The organism is Ancylobacter tetraedralis (genome assembly GCF_014195655.1).
Classification (GTDB): Bacteria; Pseudomonadota; Alphaproteobacteria; order Rhizobiales; family Xanthobacteraceae; genus Ancylobacter; species Ancylobacter tetraedralis.
Genome location: NZ_JACICD010000002.1, coordinates 562,430 through 577,569 on the forward strand (window position 1 = coordinate 562,430; position 15,140 = coordinate 577,569).

Here is a 15,140-nt window from a genome sequence, read left to right on the forward strand (position 1 = left end):
CGTGTACGATCTGGCCGGCAAGAAGGTCTTCGTGGCCGGGCATCGCGGCATGGTCGGCTCGGCGGTGGTGCGCCGCCTCGCCGCGGAGGGCTGCGAGGTCATCACCGCCACCCGCGCGGAAGCGGACCTGAAGAACCAGGCGGCGGTCGAGGCCTTCATGGCGCGGGCGCGGCCGGACGTGGTGGTGATCGCCGCGGCCAAGGTCGGCGGCATTCTCGCCAACGACACGTTTCCCGCCGATTTTCTCTACGACAACCTGATGATCGAGGCGAACCTCATTGCCGCCGCGCATAATGTCGGCGTCGGCAAGCTGCTCTTCCTCGGCTCCTCCTGCATCTATCCGAAATTCGCGGACCAGCCGATCGTCGAGGATTCGCTGCTCACCGGCCCGCTTGAGCCGACCAATGAGTGGTACGCCATCGCCAAGATCGCCGGCATCAAGCTGGCGCAGGCCTATCGCCGCCAGCACGGGCACGACTACATCAGCGCCATGCCGACCAATCTCTACGGGCCGGGCGACAATTTCGACCTCAATTCCAGCCATGTGATGCCGGCGCTGATCCGCAAGGCGCATGAGGCGAAGCTGCGTGGCGACCGGGAAGTCGTGGTCTGGGGCACCGGCACGCCGCGCCGCGAGTTCCTGCACTGCGACGACTGTGCCGACGCGCTGGTGTTCCTGCTCAAGAACTATTCCGGCTACGAGCACGTGAATGTCGGCTCCGGCGAGGACGTCACCATTCTCGAACTGACCCGCCTCGTCTGCGAGGTGGTCGGCTTCGAAGGCGAGATCGTGCATGACCTCACCAAGCCGGACGGCACGCCGCGCAAGCTGATGAGCGCGGACAAGCTGCGCGCGCTCGGCTGGGCGCCGCGTATCGGCCTGAAGCAGGGCCTGACGGAGACCTATGAGTGGTTCAAGGCCCATGCCGCCTGAACCGACCGTCCCCGGCGCGGGGGCGCCCGCCGCTCCGCGCGCGCTGCGAATCCTCATCCTCGGCCTCAACTACGCGCCCGACATGGTCGGCATCGCGGTCTATACCAGCGATCTCGCCGAGCATCTCGTGCGCGGCGGCCATGTGGTCGAGGTGGTGGCCGGCAAGCCCTATTACCCCGCCTGGCGCGTGCCGGAGGCCTTTCGCAGCGGCTGGCGGCGGCGGACGCGCGAGAACGGCGTGGATGTGACCCGCGTCGCCCACTACGTGCCGGCCAAGCCCACCGGGGCGCGCCGCATCCTGCATCATGCCAGCTTTGCCGCTTCGAGCCTCGTTCCCGCGCTGGCGGCGGCGCGGCGGATGCGGCCGGACGTGGTGATCCAGGTCTCGCCCTCGCTGATCGCCGCACCGGTCGCGCGCCTCGCCGCTTCCGTGGGCGGTGCGCGCTCCTGGCTGCACATCCAGGATTTCGAGGTCGAGGCGGCCATCGCCACCGGGCTGGTGAAGGGCGGCACGACGCTGAAGCTGGCGCTGGCCTTCGAGCGCCGCGTGCTCTCCTGGTTCGATCGCGTGAGCTCGATCTCGCCCGCCATGTGCCGCAAATGCCGCGAGAAGGGCGTGCCGGCGGACCACGTCGTCGAGTTCCGCAACTGGGCGGACATTGACAGCGTGACCCCGCGTAGGGAGCCCTCGACCTATTCCGGTGAATGGAATGTGACCACGCCCCATGTCGCGCTCTATTCCGGCAACATCGCCAACAAGCAGGGCATCGAGATCGTGCTGGAAGCCGCGCGCCGGCTCGGCCATCGCCGCGACCTGACCTTCGTCATCTGCGGCGAGGGCCCCAACCGGGCCAATCTCGAGGCGCAGGCGGGCGACCTCGGCAATATCCGCTTCCACGCCCTGCAGCCCAAGGAGCGGCTCGGCGACCTGCTCTCCCTCGCCAGCGTTCACCTGCTGCCGCAGGCGGCGGGAGCGGCCGATCTGGTGCTGCCCTCCAAGCTGACCAACATGCTCGCTTCGGGCCGCCCCGTGGTGGCGACGGCGGCGGCCGGAACCGGCCTTGCGGACGAGGTGGAAGGCTGCGGCATCGTGGTGCCGCCGGAGGATGGCGCCGCGTTCGCAGCCGCGATCGAGGATCTGCTCGACAATGCGCCGGCCCGCGCCAGCCTGGGCGTTGCGGCACGCCGGCGGGCGGAGACGCGCTGGGCGCGCGATGCCATTATCGGCGGTCTGGTCGGGGAGCTCGGTCGGTTGACGCGGGGCTAGAGCGTTTTCCGCGAGAGTTTGATCGGCTTTCGTGGTTCGAAAGTGCTCCCGTTTCGTGGATCGAGAGAGCTTTCGAGGGACGTGGATGTCCGGCGCGAAAACGCGCCGGGATGAATACCGGGCGCATTTTCGGTGAACCCGTGTTCGCTGAAACGGCACCGGGTCGTCGGTCCGGCTGGACCGGGACATATCGAGCGCAAGGCCTGGGTCGCCTCGGCATTGCATGATTTCTGTCGGGTGTGACACGCGCGAACGGGCCATGCGGATTCTGTATATTGGAAGTGCCGGCGGCATATCGCTCATGATGCGGAACGCGCTCGTGCGTCTGGGTCACGCGGTGGTGGGCGTCGATCCCTATGAAGTCCTGCGCGGCAACCGGCTGCTGAACAGCTGGTCCTGGCATTCCGGCGCGCTGGGCACTGCCTTTCTGGCGGAGCGGCATATCCGCCGCAGCGTCGGCGACCAGTTTTTCGATCTCGCCGTGGTCGACAATGGCGAACTCGTGCCACCCGGCGCCGTCGAATTCCTGCGCGCACGAGCCGGGCGGGTGGCGCTGTTCAACGGCGACAATCCCTTTGTCGGGCGAGATGGCCGGCGCTGGCGCACGCTGCTGGCGGCGCTGCCGCATTACGACCTGTTCGTCACCGCCCGCCAGTCCACCGCCGACGTGGCGCCTTCCCATGGCGCGCGGCGGGTTCTTCGGGTCAATTTCTTTGCCGATGAGGTGCTGCACCGGCCGGCCCGGCCGAGCGAGGAGGAGCGCGCGCTCTATGGCTCGCCGGTGTCCTTCGTCGGCACCTGGTTTCCCGAGCGGGGCCCCTTCATGGAGACGCTGCTGCGCCGCGGCGTGCCGTTGAAGATCATCGGCCCGCGCTGGAACAAGGCGGGCAACTACGACGCCATCCGTCACGCGGTGCTGCCCGGCTATCTCAACCCGAAACAATATTCCGCGGCGGTGCGCAGCAGCGCCATCGCCATCGCCATGCTGTCGAAGGGCAATGAGGACCTCCACACCTCCCGCTCGGCGGAAATCCCCGCGATGGGCATCCTCATGTGCGCCGAGCGGACCTCGGAACATCTGCAGATGTATCGCGAGGGCGAGGAGGCGGTGTTCTGGTCGTCGGCCGACGAGTGCGCCGACATCTGTCTCGGCCTGCTGGCCGACCCGGACCGTATTGCCCGCATCGCCGAAGCAGGGCACAAGCGTGTGCAGACGAACGATACCTGGACCGGCCGGACGATGGAGCGCATCGTGAGGGAAGCCGTCGAACCCGGCGATGGCGTGCATGGGGCGTGACAGGCAGTTCCTGCCGCGCGCTTGCACGCGACGCGATGCCGGGATCGGCAGGGAAATCCGATGCTGTTCTATCTGATCCTATTCGTCGAACTGATCATGCTCGCTGAGCTGATGGTGCGCATTCGCCTGTTGACGTCCGCTCATCTCATTCTGATGTATATTATCCTGTCCCAGATCGTTTTCTGGTCGGCGGACTGGCTTGGCTACGAGGAACTTGTCGATGGGCTTCCGTCGTCATTTCTCTATTTCACGACAGAAGGAGTGCTGTTTTATTTTGCGTTTTTCATATTGTTTTATCTATCGACTGTCGGAATAAAGATAAAGAATATAACAAAAATCGTTGACGATATCAGGAATTCCATAAACTCGGCCAGAAGTATACAATATTACATATTTATATTTTGTGTATCTTTCATAATAATAGACTTTATTGCGATAGATAAAGATGTTTTGTGGAAAAATTACCGATATCTATTCATTGGTGGCGGAGAGTCTCTTATCTATTCGAATCCGATCACGCGGATCGCCCATTCGACAACGCCGATCCTCGCGATCGTCTCGGTTTTCGGCTTCTTCTCCAACCTGTTCGGCCGGAATTTTCGTTGGGCAATGCTGTGGTTCGTCCCTGCGCTGTGGATGGTCGCCTATGCCACGGCGTCGGCGTCGCGCCTTTCCGCCATGCTGATGTTCGTGCCGATCGTGCTCGGCATCGTCATGCTGCGCCGAGGCCGTCTGCTGGTGGGCATCGTGTTCGGCCTCGCGGCTGTCATGGAGCTGGGGGCCGCCCTGTGGGGCCGAGGCAATCTCGAATTCGGCATCTCCGCCATCCCGACCATGCTCGGCGGGGCTCTGTCGGAAGGGCTCGATCTCAGCGATTACAGCCTCAATCTCTTCCAGGGAATTTTCGTGACCAGCGATTCCCTGATGATCGGCGGAAACTTCTCGGATCGGTACAGCCTTCTGTCGATGTCGCCTTTCCCCTCCTTCATCGACGGCTTCAACAACATCCTCGAATCGGATCAGATCCGGCTTCATCTGTTCGTGCCGATGAGCGCCCTGGCCGAGGTGATCCTGTTCGGATGGCCGTACGCCGTGGTTTTCTTCGGGATCTTTGCCTATACCGTGCGGCTGTCGATCCGGCTCTCGCGAAAAAACGGCGTGCTCTACATTCTCTTTACGCCCTATGTGTTCCTCCTGTTCGTCATCGCCAACGCCTATCCGACGCGGAACGTGTTCCGGCAGTTGGTCTATGTCCTGATCCTCTCGGTGATCGCCAGCCTGTTCGTGGGGTGGCTGGGGCGCAGAAAGCAGGCCGCGCCGGGGGGCTTGCGGCGGAGGTAACGCGGGTTGGCAGGCGTCGGTTGGATCCTCGAAGGTGAGGCCTCGCCGAGACCTGGCGGTTGAAATGGGTGGAAGCCGCGCATGAAGGGTGGGCCTGTTGAGGCGGTGCCAGGGGCGTCGGTTCGGTCGATGAGGGAAATGGAATGTGCTCAGTCAGCGTGATCGTGGCGGCCTATAACTCCACGCGGACGATCCAGCGGGCCATTGACAGTGCCCTCGGTCAGACGATGTCCGATCTGGAGATCCTCATTGTCGACGACTGCTCGACGGACGGCACGGCCGATCTGGTGCGGTCTTTCTATGGCGCCGAGCCGCGCGTGAAGCTGCTGTCCTGCGCCCGCAATGGCGGGCCGTCGCGGGCGCGCAACCTGGCGCTGGACGCCGCCTCCGGCGAATGGGTGGCGGTGCTGGATGCCGATGACCTCTGGCTGCCGGACCGGCTGGAGACCCTGCTAAGCCGTCGTGAGGTCGCGGACTTCATCGCCGATGGCATTGTCTCCTACGATGCCATCGCGGAGCGGCAGACGGGTCCGTTCTTCCTTGTCGACATTGCCGGAGCGCTCGATTTTGGCAGGTTCATCTCGCCGAAGACCAAGGCGGACCTGGGAAATCTCAAGCCAATCCTGCGCCGATCCTTTCTCAACCGGCATGGGCTTCGCTATGACGAGCATCTTCGCTACGCGGAGGATTTTGTTCTCTACGCGCGGCTCCTGTGCCTGCGGGCACGCGCCTGCATCCTGCCCTATGCCGGATACGTCTACACGAGCCCGATCGGCCGGCTCACCCGGACGACCTCTCCCGACACGCGGACCACGCCGAGCATCGAGCCGTTCCTGAACGAATTGTCCGAGCTGGGCAGCCGCTTCAGCGCGACCCTGACCGGCGAGGAAAAGCGCCAGCTGGATCGCCGGATCCGGCACTTCCGCGCGGAGGTGAAGGCAAGGCCCTTCGCCCTCGCCTATCGGCGCCGCGATTTTGTCGCCATGTTCGGCCTGCTGGTGAAGAATCCGGTTCTGGTCGTCCGCTCCACCATCGACTATTTCCAGTCCTCGGCGAAAATCAAAAAGATCCTCAGCGAGTTGGAATAGATATTCGCCACGCGCGTTGGGCCCCGGCCCTATGGGCTCAGGCATGCCTGGTGAAGCGCCGGCTTCACCAGGCCCGGGGGGACGTCGCGCCTGCGCGCCACCGGAAGCCGGCAGGCAGGGGCAAGACCGCCGCCTCCGCCGCGATGGGGCTCAGGAGCGCGTGAGCGCCTCGCGCAGGAACGCATCGGACGATTGCCGCAGCGCGGCGAGCTTTTCCCGCACAGGGCCGTAGTCGATCGGCGTTCGCGCGAGATCGCGGGCCCGATCCGGGGCGCCCTCGACGAGCAGGCGGTCCATCAGCCCCAATTGGCCGAGCAGCGAGGTGAAGCGATCGCCGCCGCGCTCGCGGTTCATCATCGACACGAAGTTCTTCTCGAACAGGATCGCGAAGACCGTGCCGTGGAAGGAATCGGTGAGGATGTAATCCGCATCCATGAAATCCCGCAGCCAGTTCGGCACATCCCGCACCTTCCGGCCGGCATCCGCGGTCAGCAGGCTGAACGTGTGATTCGGCCCGAGCGCCTCGGCGATATCCGTCCGCACGCGGATCGTGTGGGGCGTGGGGTCGAGCAGATATTCCAGAAACAGCTTGCCACGCCGCTGCACATGCGGCGCAGCAATGGCCTTGAACAGCGCGGGGTCGACGAGCAGCGTGGGGTCGAGCACGGTTCGCGCATCCGAGCGCCCGAATTCGGACTGGCAGATCGACACGCCGGACATTTCGCGAACCGAAACCGCGTCGAACTGCGCGAGGAGTGGAGCCACCCGCGGCGTCATTTCCGGGAACCGCCAATCCCCCCGACCGAACGAGGCGGCATAGGAAATCTTGCGGATGCCGGGCGACGCGGCGAAGCCGAGGAAATAGTCCTCGACCGCGCGATTGGGCAAATAGTCGGCGCGCCAGACCTGATCGCTGCCGACCACGACCGCGTCCAATTCAAGAGCCTCTGTCGCCGCGGCGAGTGCCTCCGAACTGTAGAGCGGGCCGGATGTGCGGGGCATCTGGGCACGCAGGAACGGGCGGTGCGCCAGGGCGCGCCGGTCGAGGGCGGCGGCCCGGCTGAAATACGCGACCCGTCGCATGAGGCCGCCCACGCCGGACGACGCACGCTCCGTCCAGGGTTCCAGCGTCTGGCTCAGCGACAGAATGCCCGGCAGGCTTCGGGCGACAGCGAGGGTGGTGCGGCGACCCCGCTTCATCGTCGCCGATCTTTCCAGCAGAGTGACCTCATGGCCGCTCCGGGACAGGTGGTGGTAAAGGGACACTGCCTGCAGCATGCCGCCATAATTGATGCTCAGGGGAAGCGTCAGTAGTCCGATGCGTTGAGCCACGGGGCCCGATCCTGTCGTGTTGAGCGTGGAGGTAGGGTCCGGAAGGATAGAGGATCGGGTCCGCGGATCATAGGTGGCGCGGGCGATGGACCGCCGCATTCACCGCCTGCGGTTTCATTTTCGGCACCCGGATGTCCGCGACGTGGCGTGGGATCGTGGACGTTTCGGGAGGGAACCATCCCGAACGGGCCTTGGCTGAATAGCCAATCCGGAATGGACGATGGGCGCTGCCGCGCGACCATTGCCAAGCCCGGCAGACCCCCGCATAAGGCGGCGCTGGGTCAGTGGGAGCGAGGTGTATGGAACGGACGGGTCGCAACGTGCTGGTCACCGGGGGCGCCGGCTATATCGGCTCCCATGCCTGCAAGAGGCTGGCGGCGGCCGGCTATGTGCCGGTGACATTCGACAGTCTGGTCACGGGATGGGAGGAGGCCGTGCGCTTCGGCCCGTTCGAGCCGGGTGACCTCGCGGACCGTGCGCGGCTCGACGAAGTGTTCGCCCGCTGGCAGCCGGTGGCGGTCATGCATTTCGCCGCGCTCAGCCAGGTGGGCGAATCGATGAGCCAGCCCGGGCGCTACTGGCGGGCCAACGTGCTGGGCACGCTCAACCTGATCGAGGCGGCGGTCGCGGCGGGTTGCCGCGACATCGTCTTCTCCTCGACCTGCGCCACCTATGGCGACCATGACGGGCTGCTGCTGGATGAGGATACGCCGCAGCGCCCGCTCAACGCCTATGGCGCCTCCAAGCGCGCCATCGAGGACATGCTGCGCGATTTCGGGGCGTCACATGGCGTGAACGCGGTGATCTTCCGTTATTTCAACGTGGCGGGCGCGGACCCGGACGGCGAGATCGGCGAGTGGCACCGGCCCGAGACCCATCTCATTCCCATCATCCTCGAGGTCGCCACCGGCCAGCGTCCCTCCCTCAAGATCTATGGCGACGATTATGCCACGCCGGATGGCACCTGCGTGCGCGACTACATCCATGTCGGCGACCTCGTGGAGGCGCATGTGCTCGGCCTCCGCTGGCTGGAGGCCGGCAGGGGCAGCCGCGTCTTCTGTCTCGGCAGCGGGCATGGGTTCTCCGTGCGCGAGGTGATCGAGGAGGCGCGGCGGGTGACCGGGCACGCGATCCCGGTCGAGACAGCCCCGCGGCGGGCCGGCGACGCGGCACGGCTGGTCTGCGGCAGCCGGCGGGCCGTGGAAGAGCTGGGTTGGCAGCCGCAGCGCACGGATCTCGCCTCGATGATCACCGATGCCTGGCGCAGCCCCCGCGGCGTCGAGGAATTCCGCCGCCGCCTGTCGTCGACCTGAGCGGGGGCCGCTCCGCCAAGGAAGGGGCGCCGCGCGCGCCTCAGGTCTTGCCGTTGCCTCAGGTCTTGCCGTTGCCTCAGGTCTTGCCGTTGCCTCAGGTCTTGCCGCCGTCTCAGGTCTTGCCGCGCCGCTGGATCATGCCGAACAGGAACCGTTCGGCGCCATCCGGCCGTCCGGCGAGCCACCACAGCCCCAGATGCGTCGCGACATAGACCAGCATGCCGGCGGCGATGATCAGCCCGAGCTCCACCACCTGCGCCAGGCTGCCCGTCATTGGCGGCAGGCCGAGCTTTAGCGCCAGCACGGCGCCCGCCATGATGCACGCGCTGGTGAGGCTGCGCCACGCATTGACGATCTGCTGCAGCACGGAGAGGCGCAGGAAGCGGCGCCCGAGCATCAAGGTCATCAGGATGATCGCGAAGCCGCTGACGGTGCGGGCGATGATCGCCCCCAAGAAGCCGTAATACCACGCGCCCACCAGCGTCACCGGCAGCCGCATGAGGAGATTCGCGACCTCGCGCACCACCAGCACGCGCGGCTGGGCGAGCGCCATGGCGAGCGAGAGCATCGGCAGGTAGAGCACCTGCAGCGCGGCCACCGGCGCCATCCACACGACAGCTGAAATGGCGGCATCCCAGTTCGGCCCGAGCAGCAGCGGCATCAGCCGGTCGGCGACCGCCGACATGCCGAAGCCGAAGGGCAGAACCGCCATGACCAGCAATTGCTGGCCCTTGAGATAGGCCGCGCGCATGCGTTCCGCGTCGCCATGCAGGCGCGAGAAGCCGCCGAACATGGTCTGCATGATGGGAGTGGCGAAGGCATAGGTCGTCATCGAGGAGATGTCGCTGCCGACCGTGTATTGCCCGAGCTGGGCCTTGCCCAGGATATAACCGACGAGAAAGCGGTCGGACTGCAGGTTGACGGTCGAGACGATCCGCGAGGTGGTCATCCAGCCGGCGAAATGCAGGATGCTGCGCGCGCCTTCGAGCCGCAGCCGGGGGCGATAGGGCGCGATACGGTAGCTGTAGCAGGTGGAGATCACCTGAGCCACGAACTGGTTGGCGATCAGCGCCCAGTAGGAGCCCGTGCCGTAGGCGAGAGCGATCGCGATCACCAGCCCGCCCAGGCGCCCCATGATCTGCAACTGCGCGGTCGGCCGGTATTCCAGCCGGTGCAGGAAGTGCACCATGGCCGGGCTCGCCAGGCTGTTGACGAACGGGATGAGCGACATGGCGCAGAGCAGCAGCGCGAGACGATGGTCGTTGTAGAGCGCCGCAATCGGAAAGGCGCAGGCCAGGATGATGAACATCACCAGCAGGCCGCGCAGCAGGTTGAGCGTGAAGGCGGTGTCGACGTCACCCGGCTCGATGACCTTGCGCTGGACCAGCACGTCACCGACGCTCAGTTCCGTCACCGCCCCGACGATCAGCAGCACCGAGGCGGCCAGCGCCACGAGGCCGAAATCGGCCGGCGTCAGCAGGCGCGCCATGATCACCAGCGAGATCACGTCGACGAATTTGACCACCAGTTGCAGGGCGGTCAGAAGCGCCGCGCCGAGGGCAACCTTATGTCCGATCATGCGCCTGCTCTTTTCCGTCCACGCCAGTGAGGGCGAAGGACTGTGCGTGCGCCGGCCCGATCCGGGCGCGCCGGCACTCGTGCCACAGATTGCGGGTCAGACATGACGGGGCATGAACGCGGGAATGCCCTGAGCGGCGCAGCGGGCACGCGGCAGGCCCGTGCCCGGGCGGTCCGGCCAGCGGCCTGCATGCGTCGCCCTGCCGGGCGCGAAGACAGAGGCGGAAGTCATGGGTGAATCCAGAAGTAAAACCACGGGGTCGCCGGTCGAGGCCTATCGTCCCATCAGCTTCTTGACCATGTTGACGCCGTCCGTGCCGAGCATGTCCTTGGCCAGCTGCTTGACGCCATGCTTGACGGCATCGGCCTTGGGTCGCTTCTCGATATTCTTGATGGTCTTCAACGCATCGCTTTCGAGATCGGCATCGGTGAACACCTCGAACAGCAGCGGCTTTGCCGACGCGGTCGGCGAGAGGAAGCGCTCGTGCACCGCCTCGAACCCTTCCTTGCTCTCGGCGGAGATGTAGTCGAAGCCGAGATTCTGCGCGTAGTTCTTCACGAGGCTGCGCGACTGCGTGCCGAAATGGCCGGACGCGGCCACGAAAACATTGGCGTCTTCGCCGAGAGCCGAGCCCGGATGGGCATATTGGGTGAATTCGGTACCCTTGCCATTATTGACCAGAAGGATGCGGATATTCGACCCGACATGGCGGTTGCCGAGCACGTTCATGTCGTAAAAGAAGGCGAGATCGCCGATCACCAGGAAATACAGCTTGTCCTTGTTCGCAAGCGAGGCCCCGATAAAGGCGGAGAGGCAGCCATCAATGCCGAAACCGCCGACATTGGACGCGGAGGTGACATGCGGCGGCAGGTCGAAGTAATTCCAGGTCCGCAGGCTGTTGAGGATGCCGAAATGGATCGTCGCGTTCTCCGGAAGGCGATGCGCCATCCGTGACGCCAGCCACGCATTCGAGAAGGGCAGTTCCGGGAGATGGGCCCGAACCTGTTGCAGCTTCTCCCGGCAGGTGGCGAGATAGCTGTTTTCGGTAGCGGAACCCGTCTCGGCATAATGCGCGAAGAACGAGGTTTCCGGCATCTCGAAGACATAGCGCAGCTTGCGGAAGGCATCGCGGATCTCGCCATCCGGGCTGACGCGCCAGACCTGCTTGCCCGAGGCCTTCAGCGTGTCGTAGTCGCCGCTGATTTCGCCGATATGGATCATGACGTCGGCCGCCATCTCCGCCGGATCGAACATGTCCTGGCCGGCGGCGAGGGCGAAGTGGATGCCATGCGTGCCGCGATAGCCGCTGGTGTGGTCGCACAGCACCACCGCGTTGTTGGCGGCGCAGAAACGCTCCAGCGCGTCCGTCTCCGCCGGCGACCAGGTCGCGTGCGCCCCGACGAACACCGCCACCTTGCCCGAGAGCGGGGGAAACACGTCGGTGGGGGTGATGCGGTCGATCACCCGGTAGGCCGGCAGGGTCTTCACGTCGAAGGTGCGGGCGTAGTTGGTTGGCAGGTTGATGTGCACCGGCCCGCCGCCGTGGCGCTTGAGCGCCAGGATGGCCTGGTTGACCTTCATCTCACAGTCCCAGAGGTCGTCGGCATCCTTCACGACCGGCAACTGGACGCTCAGCTTGGCGATGTCGTTCGGGATGGAACTGCGATCGATGATCTGCGCGACATGATGCCCGACCTTGGCCTGGATCTGGGTCGAGGTGATCGCGAGCACCGGCAGCTTGCGATAATAGGCCTCGGTCAGCCCGGGCCCATAGTTTCGCGACGCCGTGGCGCCGGTGCAGCTCAGGACGACCGGCTCGCCCAGTTCGGCCGCCAGCCCGCAGGCCATATAGGCCGCCGAGCGTTCGTCGACGCAGGAATAGACGGTGAAGAACGGATCGCTCTGGATGCTCACCACGAAAGCCATGTTCGTGGTGCCCGGGGAGGCGATGACGTGCCTTATGCCGCTATTCTTCAGGAGATGGATAATGACCTGAACGTTCTTCTCGGTTGTGTAATGCCGCATATGCACCTCCCACTACTAGTTCCCGGCGCTCATATATCGGCAAACCGAATATTTTACTGCATTTTTCATGCCAGACACTTCGCTCAAGCTCATGCGCTCACGCGTGAAACGGTCTTTGACCCCTTCGCGCCGCCAGTCGATAGCCAGGAAGCGGGGGCTCTTCAGGAATGCCGTCAGGCAATCGCGCAGGCCCTCGCGCGGCGTCACGAAATCACCGCTGTCGATGAGCGTGTCGATCTTGCCCGTGTCGAAAACCCGGTTGTAGAGCCGGTCATACCGCACCTGGGCCGGCGCCGGCGACCAGGCGAGCGTGTCCGGAAGATTCTGCAGCACGACCTTCGGTTTGCGGCCGAGATGGGTCTCCAGCACCTCGACATAGAGGTCCAGCACGTCGCTCCAGAGGATCGGGTTGCGCCCTGCCATGTTGAAGGCCTGCCCCTGCGCCTTCGGGTTGCCGATGGTCGCGGCCATGGCGCGGGCCACGTCCAGCCCGTAGGTCAGCGTCGACTGGCGCGCGCAGATGTCCCTGGAGAACAGGATGGTCCGCCCGTGCAGCGCCCGGTAGAGCCAGTGCTCCTTTTCGAGATGGCCGAGCTGCAGCCGCTCCTCGCCATAGGTGATGTAGGGGCGGATGATGGTCCAGTTCTGGCGGCCGGAATCCATCAGCCGGTTTTCCTGGCGCGCCTTGGTCAGGGCGTACTCGTCCGTGGCCAGGTAGTCCTTGTCCGTCGAGGCATCGAGAAGGCGCGGCGAATCCTCGGTGATGGGACGGTCCGAGCCGGCGAATACCCGCGCCGAGCTCAGGAACACGTATTGCGCGGTGGAGGACAGGAACCGGTCCGCCTGCGCGGAAAAGCTCTGCGTCGTGTAGACCATGAAGTCGACGACGCAATCCCATCGCTCTTTCAGCAACTCACCGACGAAAGCGGGATCCTGCGCATCCCCCCGGATGTAGCGCACCCGGCCCTTGCTGCCTTCGCGGCTGCGCGAGGTGACGGCGATCTCGAATCCCCGGTCGTCAAGCAGCTTGACGAGGTGATTGCCCATAGCCCCCGTGCCGCCAAGAATCAGGACGCGCATGAATCCACCCAGACAACGTCGAGAAACCGGAGGCTCGGACGAGCGATCGATTCGGATTTCTAGAGCATGGCACGCCGGCGCGCCAGCGCGGGAAACCGCGGAGCCTCATCGGGACGCGTCGTTCCTGCTCGCATGCCCCGGTGCCGTGTGAATTGGCGATCCCCGTCGAGTTTTCACGCGCGGCGAACCACCGTCGCGGACCTCACGGCGCGGCGGGCGTCAGATGTCCGCGGCCGATCCCGACATATTTGAAGCCGCGGCTGATCAGGTCGCCCGGCGGGTAGATGTTGCGCAGGTCGACCACGATGGGGCTCCGGAGCACCTGCTTCAGCCGGTCGAGATCGAGCGCGCGGAAAGCATCCCATTCGGTGACGATGACGAGCCCGTCCGCGCCCTCCGCGCATTCATAGGGGCCGCTGGCATATTCGACACTGTCGGGCAGCACCTTGCGCGCTTCCGCCATGCCGACGGGATCGAAGGCACGCACTTTCACGCCGCGGTCGAGCAGCGACTGCACGATGTTGATCGCCGGGCTGTCGCGCATGTCGTCGGTATTGGGCTTGAAGGTGAGGCCGAGCACCGCCACCGTCGCCCCGCGCGGGGGCACGTCGAGCGCCTCCAGCACGCGCCGGCCCATGGCGGCCTTGCGGCTCTCGTTCACCGTCGTCACCGTCTCGATGAGGCGGGTGGGCGCGCCGGCCTCCTGCGCCGTGCGCATCAGCGCCAGCGTATCCTTGGGAAAGCAGGAACCGCCATAGCCGGGCCCGGCATGCAGGAATTTCGACCCGATGCGCCCGTCGAGCCCGATGCCGCGCGCCACTTCCTGCACATTGCCGCCGACCTTCTCGCACAGGTCGGCCATCTCGTTGATGAAGGTGATCTTCATCGCCAGGAAGGCATTGGCGGCATATTTGATCAGTTCGGCGGTGTTGCGCTCGGTGAACAGGATCGGCGCGGCGTTGAGCGAGAGCGGGCGGTAGAGCGCGGCCATCACCTCGCGGGCGCGCGGGTCGTCGGTGCCGATCACCACGCGGTCGGGTCGCTTGAAATCCTCGATCGCCGCGCCCTCGCGCAGGAATTCGGGGTTGGACACGACGGCGATGTCGGCCTCCGGCGCCGCCTCGGCGATGATGTGTTCGAGGTCGGACCCCGTGCCCACGGGTACGGTCGACTTGGTGACGACCACCGTGAAGCCTTCCGCCGTGCGGGCGATCTCGCGCGCGGCGGCGTGCACATAGGAAAGGTCGGCATGGCCGTCGCCGCGTCGCGAGGGGGTGCCGACGGCGATGAACACCACATCCGCGCTGCGCACCGCCTGGGTCAGGTCGGTGTCGAACTGGAGCCGCCCGGCGGCGACGTTGCGGCGCACCAGATCCTCAAGCCCCGGCTCGAAGATGGGTATCTCGCCCTGCTTGAGGCGCTCGATCTTCGAAGCGTCCTTGTCGATGCAGGTCACTTCATGTCCGAAATCGGAGAAGCAGGTGCCGGAGACGAGGCCGACATAGCCGGTTCCGATCATGGCAACGCGCATTGCGGCGAACTCTCATTCTGGAACCCGGCCGCGTCTGGCGCGACCGGGGGGAGGGGCGTCCCCTTCTAGCCGGTTCGCCGGACCTCCCGCGAGGGCCCGGCAGTTGTGCACAGGGCGACATTCGACATCATCGCAGATCTGTACGTCGGTTTTACGGCGCTACCGTCGCTGGGAACCGCGCGCCGCATGGCGAGGATACGTGAGCGTGATGTGCGGTAGTTCAAAGTAAATGAAAGTATGTTTGTCAAACAAATATACATTAGACTAATTAAAAACAAGCAGTTACAAATTGTTTAGTTGACAGGTCGGTCTACTCGTCGGAAGAGCGACAGCAACCATCTCGTCGATCCGGC

At 65.1% G+C, this 15,140-nt stretch carries 11 protein-coding genes; 6 read left to right on the forward strand and 5 right to left on the reverse strand.

What is annotated here, in order from left to right:
• Window position 1: 1 nt before the first annotated feature.
• From fcl to FHS55_RS08000, 5 genes are all read left to right on the forward strand, one after another.
• Window positions 2–934 carry a GDP-L-fucose synthase gene (gene fcl, locus FHS55_RS07980; RefSeq protein ID WP_343056061.1) on the forward strand — a complete coding sequence of 311 codons (933 nt, stop codon included), beginning with the start codon at window positions 2–4 and terminating at the stop codon, window positions 932–934.
• The gene (locus tag FHS55_RS07985) at window positions 924–2,201 is read left to right on the forward strand and encodes a WcaI family glycosyltransferase (RefSeq protein WP_183189149.1); all 1,278 of its coding nucleotides are present in this window, start codon (window positions 924–926) and stop codon (window positions 2,199–2,201) included. Before fcl ends, FHS55_RS07985 begins: the two co-directional genes overlap by 11 nt.
• A 319-nt stretch (window positions 2,202–2,520) precedes the next feature.
• Complete coding sequence (locus FHS55_RS07990; RefSeq protein ID WP_183189150.1) at window positions 2,521–3,498, forward strand: glycosyltransferase family protein; 978 nt, start codon at window positions 2,521–2,523, stop codon at window positions 3,496–3,498.
• Between the two features lie 60 nt (window positions 3,499–3,558).
• Entirely contained in the window at window positions 3,559–4,839 is a 1,281-nt protein-coding gene (locus FHS55_RS07995) for a hypothetical protein (protein WP_183189152.1), read from the forward strand.
• A gap of 143 nt (window positions 4,840–4,982) precedes the next feature.
• Window positions 4,983–5,927, forward strand: coding sequence for a glycosyltransferase family 2 protein (locus FHS55_RS08000; protein ID WP_183189153.1), 945 nt, complete (start codon window positions 4,983–4,985; stop codon window positions 5,925–5,927).
• Window positions 5,928–6,077: 150 nt separating this feature from the next.
• Here FHS55_RS08000 and FHS55_RS08005 read toward each other — a convergent pair whose 3' ends face one another.
• Entirely contained in the window at window positions 6,078–7,259 is a 1,182-nt protein-coding gene (locus FHS55_RS08005; RefSeq protein ID WP_183189154.1) for a polysaccharide pyruvyl transferase family protein, read from the reverse strand.
• A 299-nt stretch (window positions 7,260–7,558) separates the two neighbouring features.
• On the opposite strand from FHS55_RS08005, the gene galE reads away from it, so the two are divergent.
• On the forward strand, window positions 7,559–8,572 hold the full coding sequence (gene galE / locus FHS55_RS08010; RefSeq protein ID WP_183189156.1) for a UDP-glucose 4-epimerase GalE: 1,014 nt from the start codon (window positions 7,559–7,561) through the stop codon (window positions 8,570–8,572).
• A gap of 112 nt (window positions 8,573–8,684) precedes the next feature.
• Here the strand turns inward: galE and FHS55_RS08015 are convergent, their stop codons facing one another.
• The 4 genes from FHS55_RS08015 to FHS55_RS08030 form a co-directional block, all read right to left on the reverse strand.
• Entirely contained in the window at window positions 8,685–10,151 is a 1,467-nt protein-coding gene (locus FHS55_RS08015; RefSeq protein WP_183189157.1) for a lipopolysaccharide biosynthesis protein, read from the reverse strand.
• 273 nt (window positions 10,152–10,424) lie between these two features.
• Window positions 10,425–12,176 (reverse strand): thiamine pyrophosphate-binding protein, encoded by a 1,752-nt coding sequence (locus tag FHS55_RS08020; protein WP_183189158.1) that lies wholly within the window; start codon window positions 12,174–12,176, stop codon window positions 10,425–10,427.
• Window positions 12,177–12,191: 15 nt separating this feature from the next.
• Window positions 12,192–13,256 carry an NAD-dependent epimerase/dehydratase family protein gene (locus tag FHS55_RS08025; protein ID WP_183189160.1) on the reverse strand — a complete coding sequence of 355 codons (1,065 nt, stop codon included), beginning with the start codon at window positions 13,254–13,256 and terminating at the stop codon, window positions 12,192–12,194.
• Between the two features lie 202 nt (window positions 13,257–13,458).
• A complete protein-coding gene (locus FHS55_RS08030) occupies window positions 13,459–14,787 on the reverse strand; it encodes a UDP-glucose dehydrogenase family protein (RefSeq protein WP_183189161.1) in 1,329 nt (442 codons plus the stop codon).
• Between the last annotated feature and the right edge of the window lie 353 nt (window positions 14,788–15,140).

Coding starts and splice junctions, on each gene's coding strand:
- galE (WP_183189156.1), top strand. CDS start 7,559: ATGGAACGGACGGGTCGCAACGTGCTGGTCACCGGGGGCGCCGGCTAT.
- FHS55_RS08000 (WP_183189153.1), top strand. CDS start 4,983: ATGTGCTCAGTCAGCGTGATCGTGGCGGCCTATAACTCCACGCGGACG.
- FHS55_RS08020 (WP_183189158.1), bottom strand. CDS start 12,176: ATGCGGCATTACACAACCGAGAAGAACGTTCAGGTCATTATCCATCTC.
- FHS55_RS08015 (WP_183189157.1), bottom strand. CDS start 10,151: ATGATCGGACATAAGGTTGCCCTCGGCGCGGCGCTTCTGACCGCCCTG.
- FHS55_RS08025 (WP_183189160.1), bottom strand. CDS start 13,256: ATGCGCGTCCTGATTCTTGGCGGCACGGGGGCTATGGGCAATCACCTC.
- FHS55_RS08030 (WP_183189161.1), bottom strand. CDS start 14,787: ATGCGCGTTGCCATGATCGGAACCGGCTATGTCGGCCTCGTCTCCGGC.
- FHS55_RS07985 (WP_183189149.1), top strand. CDS start 924: ATGCCGCCTGAACCGACCGTCCCCGGCGCGGGGGCGCCCGCCGCTCCG.
- FHS55_RS07995 (WP_183189152.1), top strand. CDS start 3,559: ATGCTGTTCTATCTGATCCTATTCGTCGAACTGATCATGCTCGCTGAG.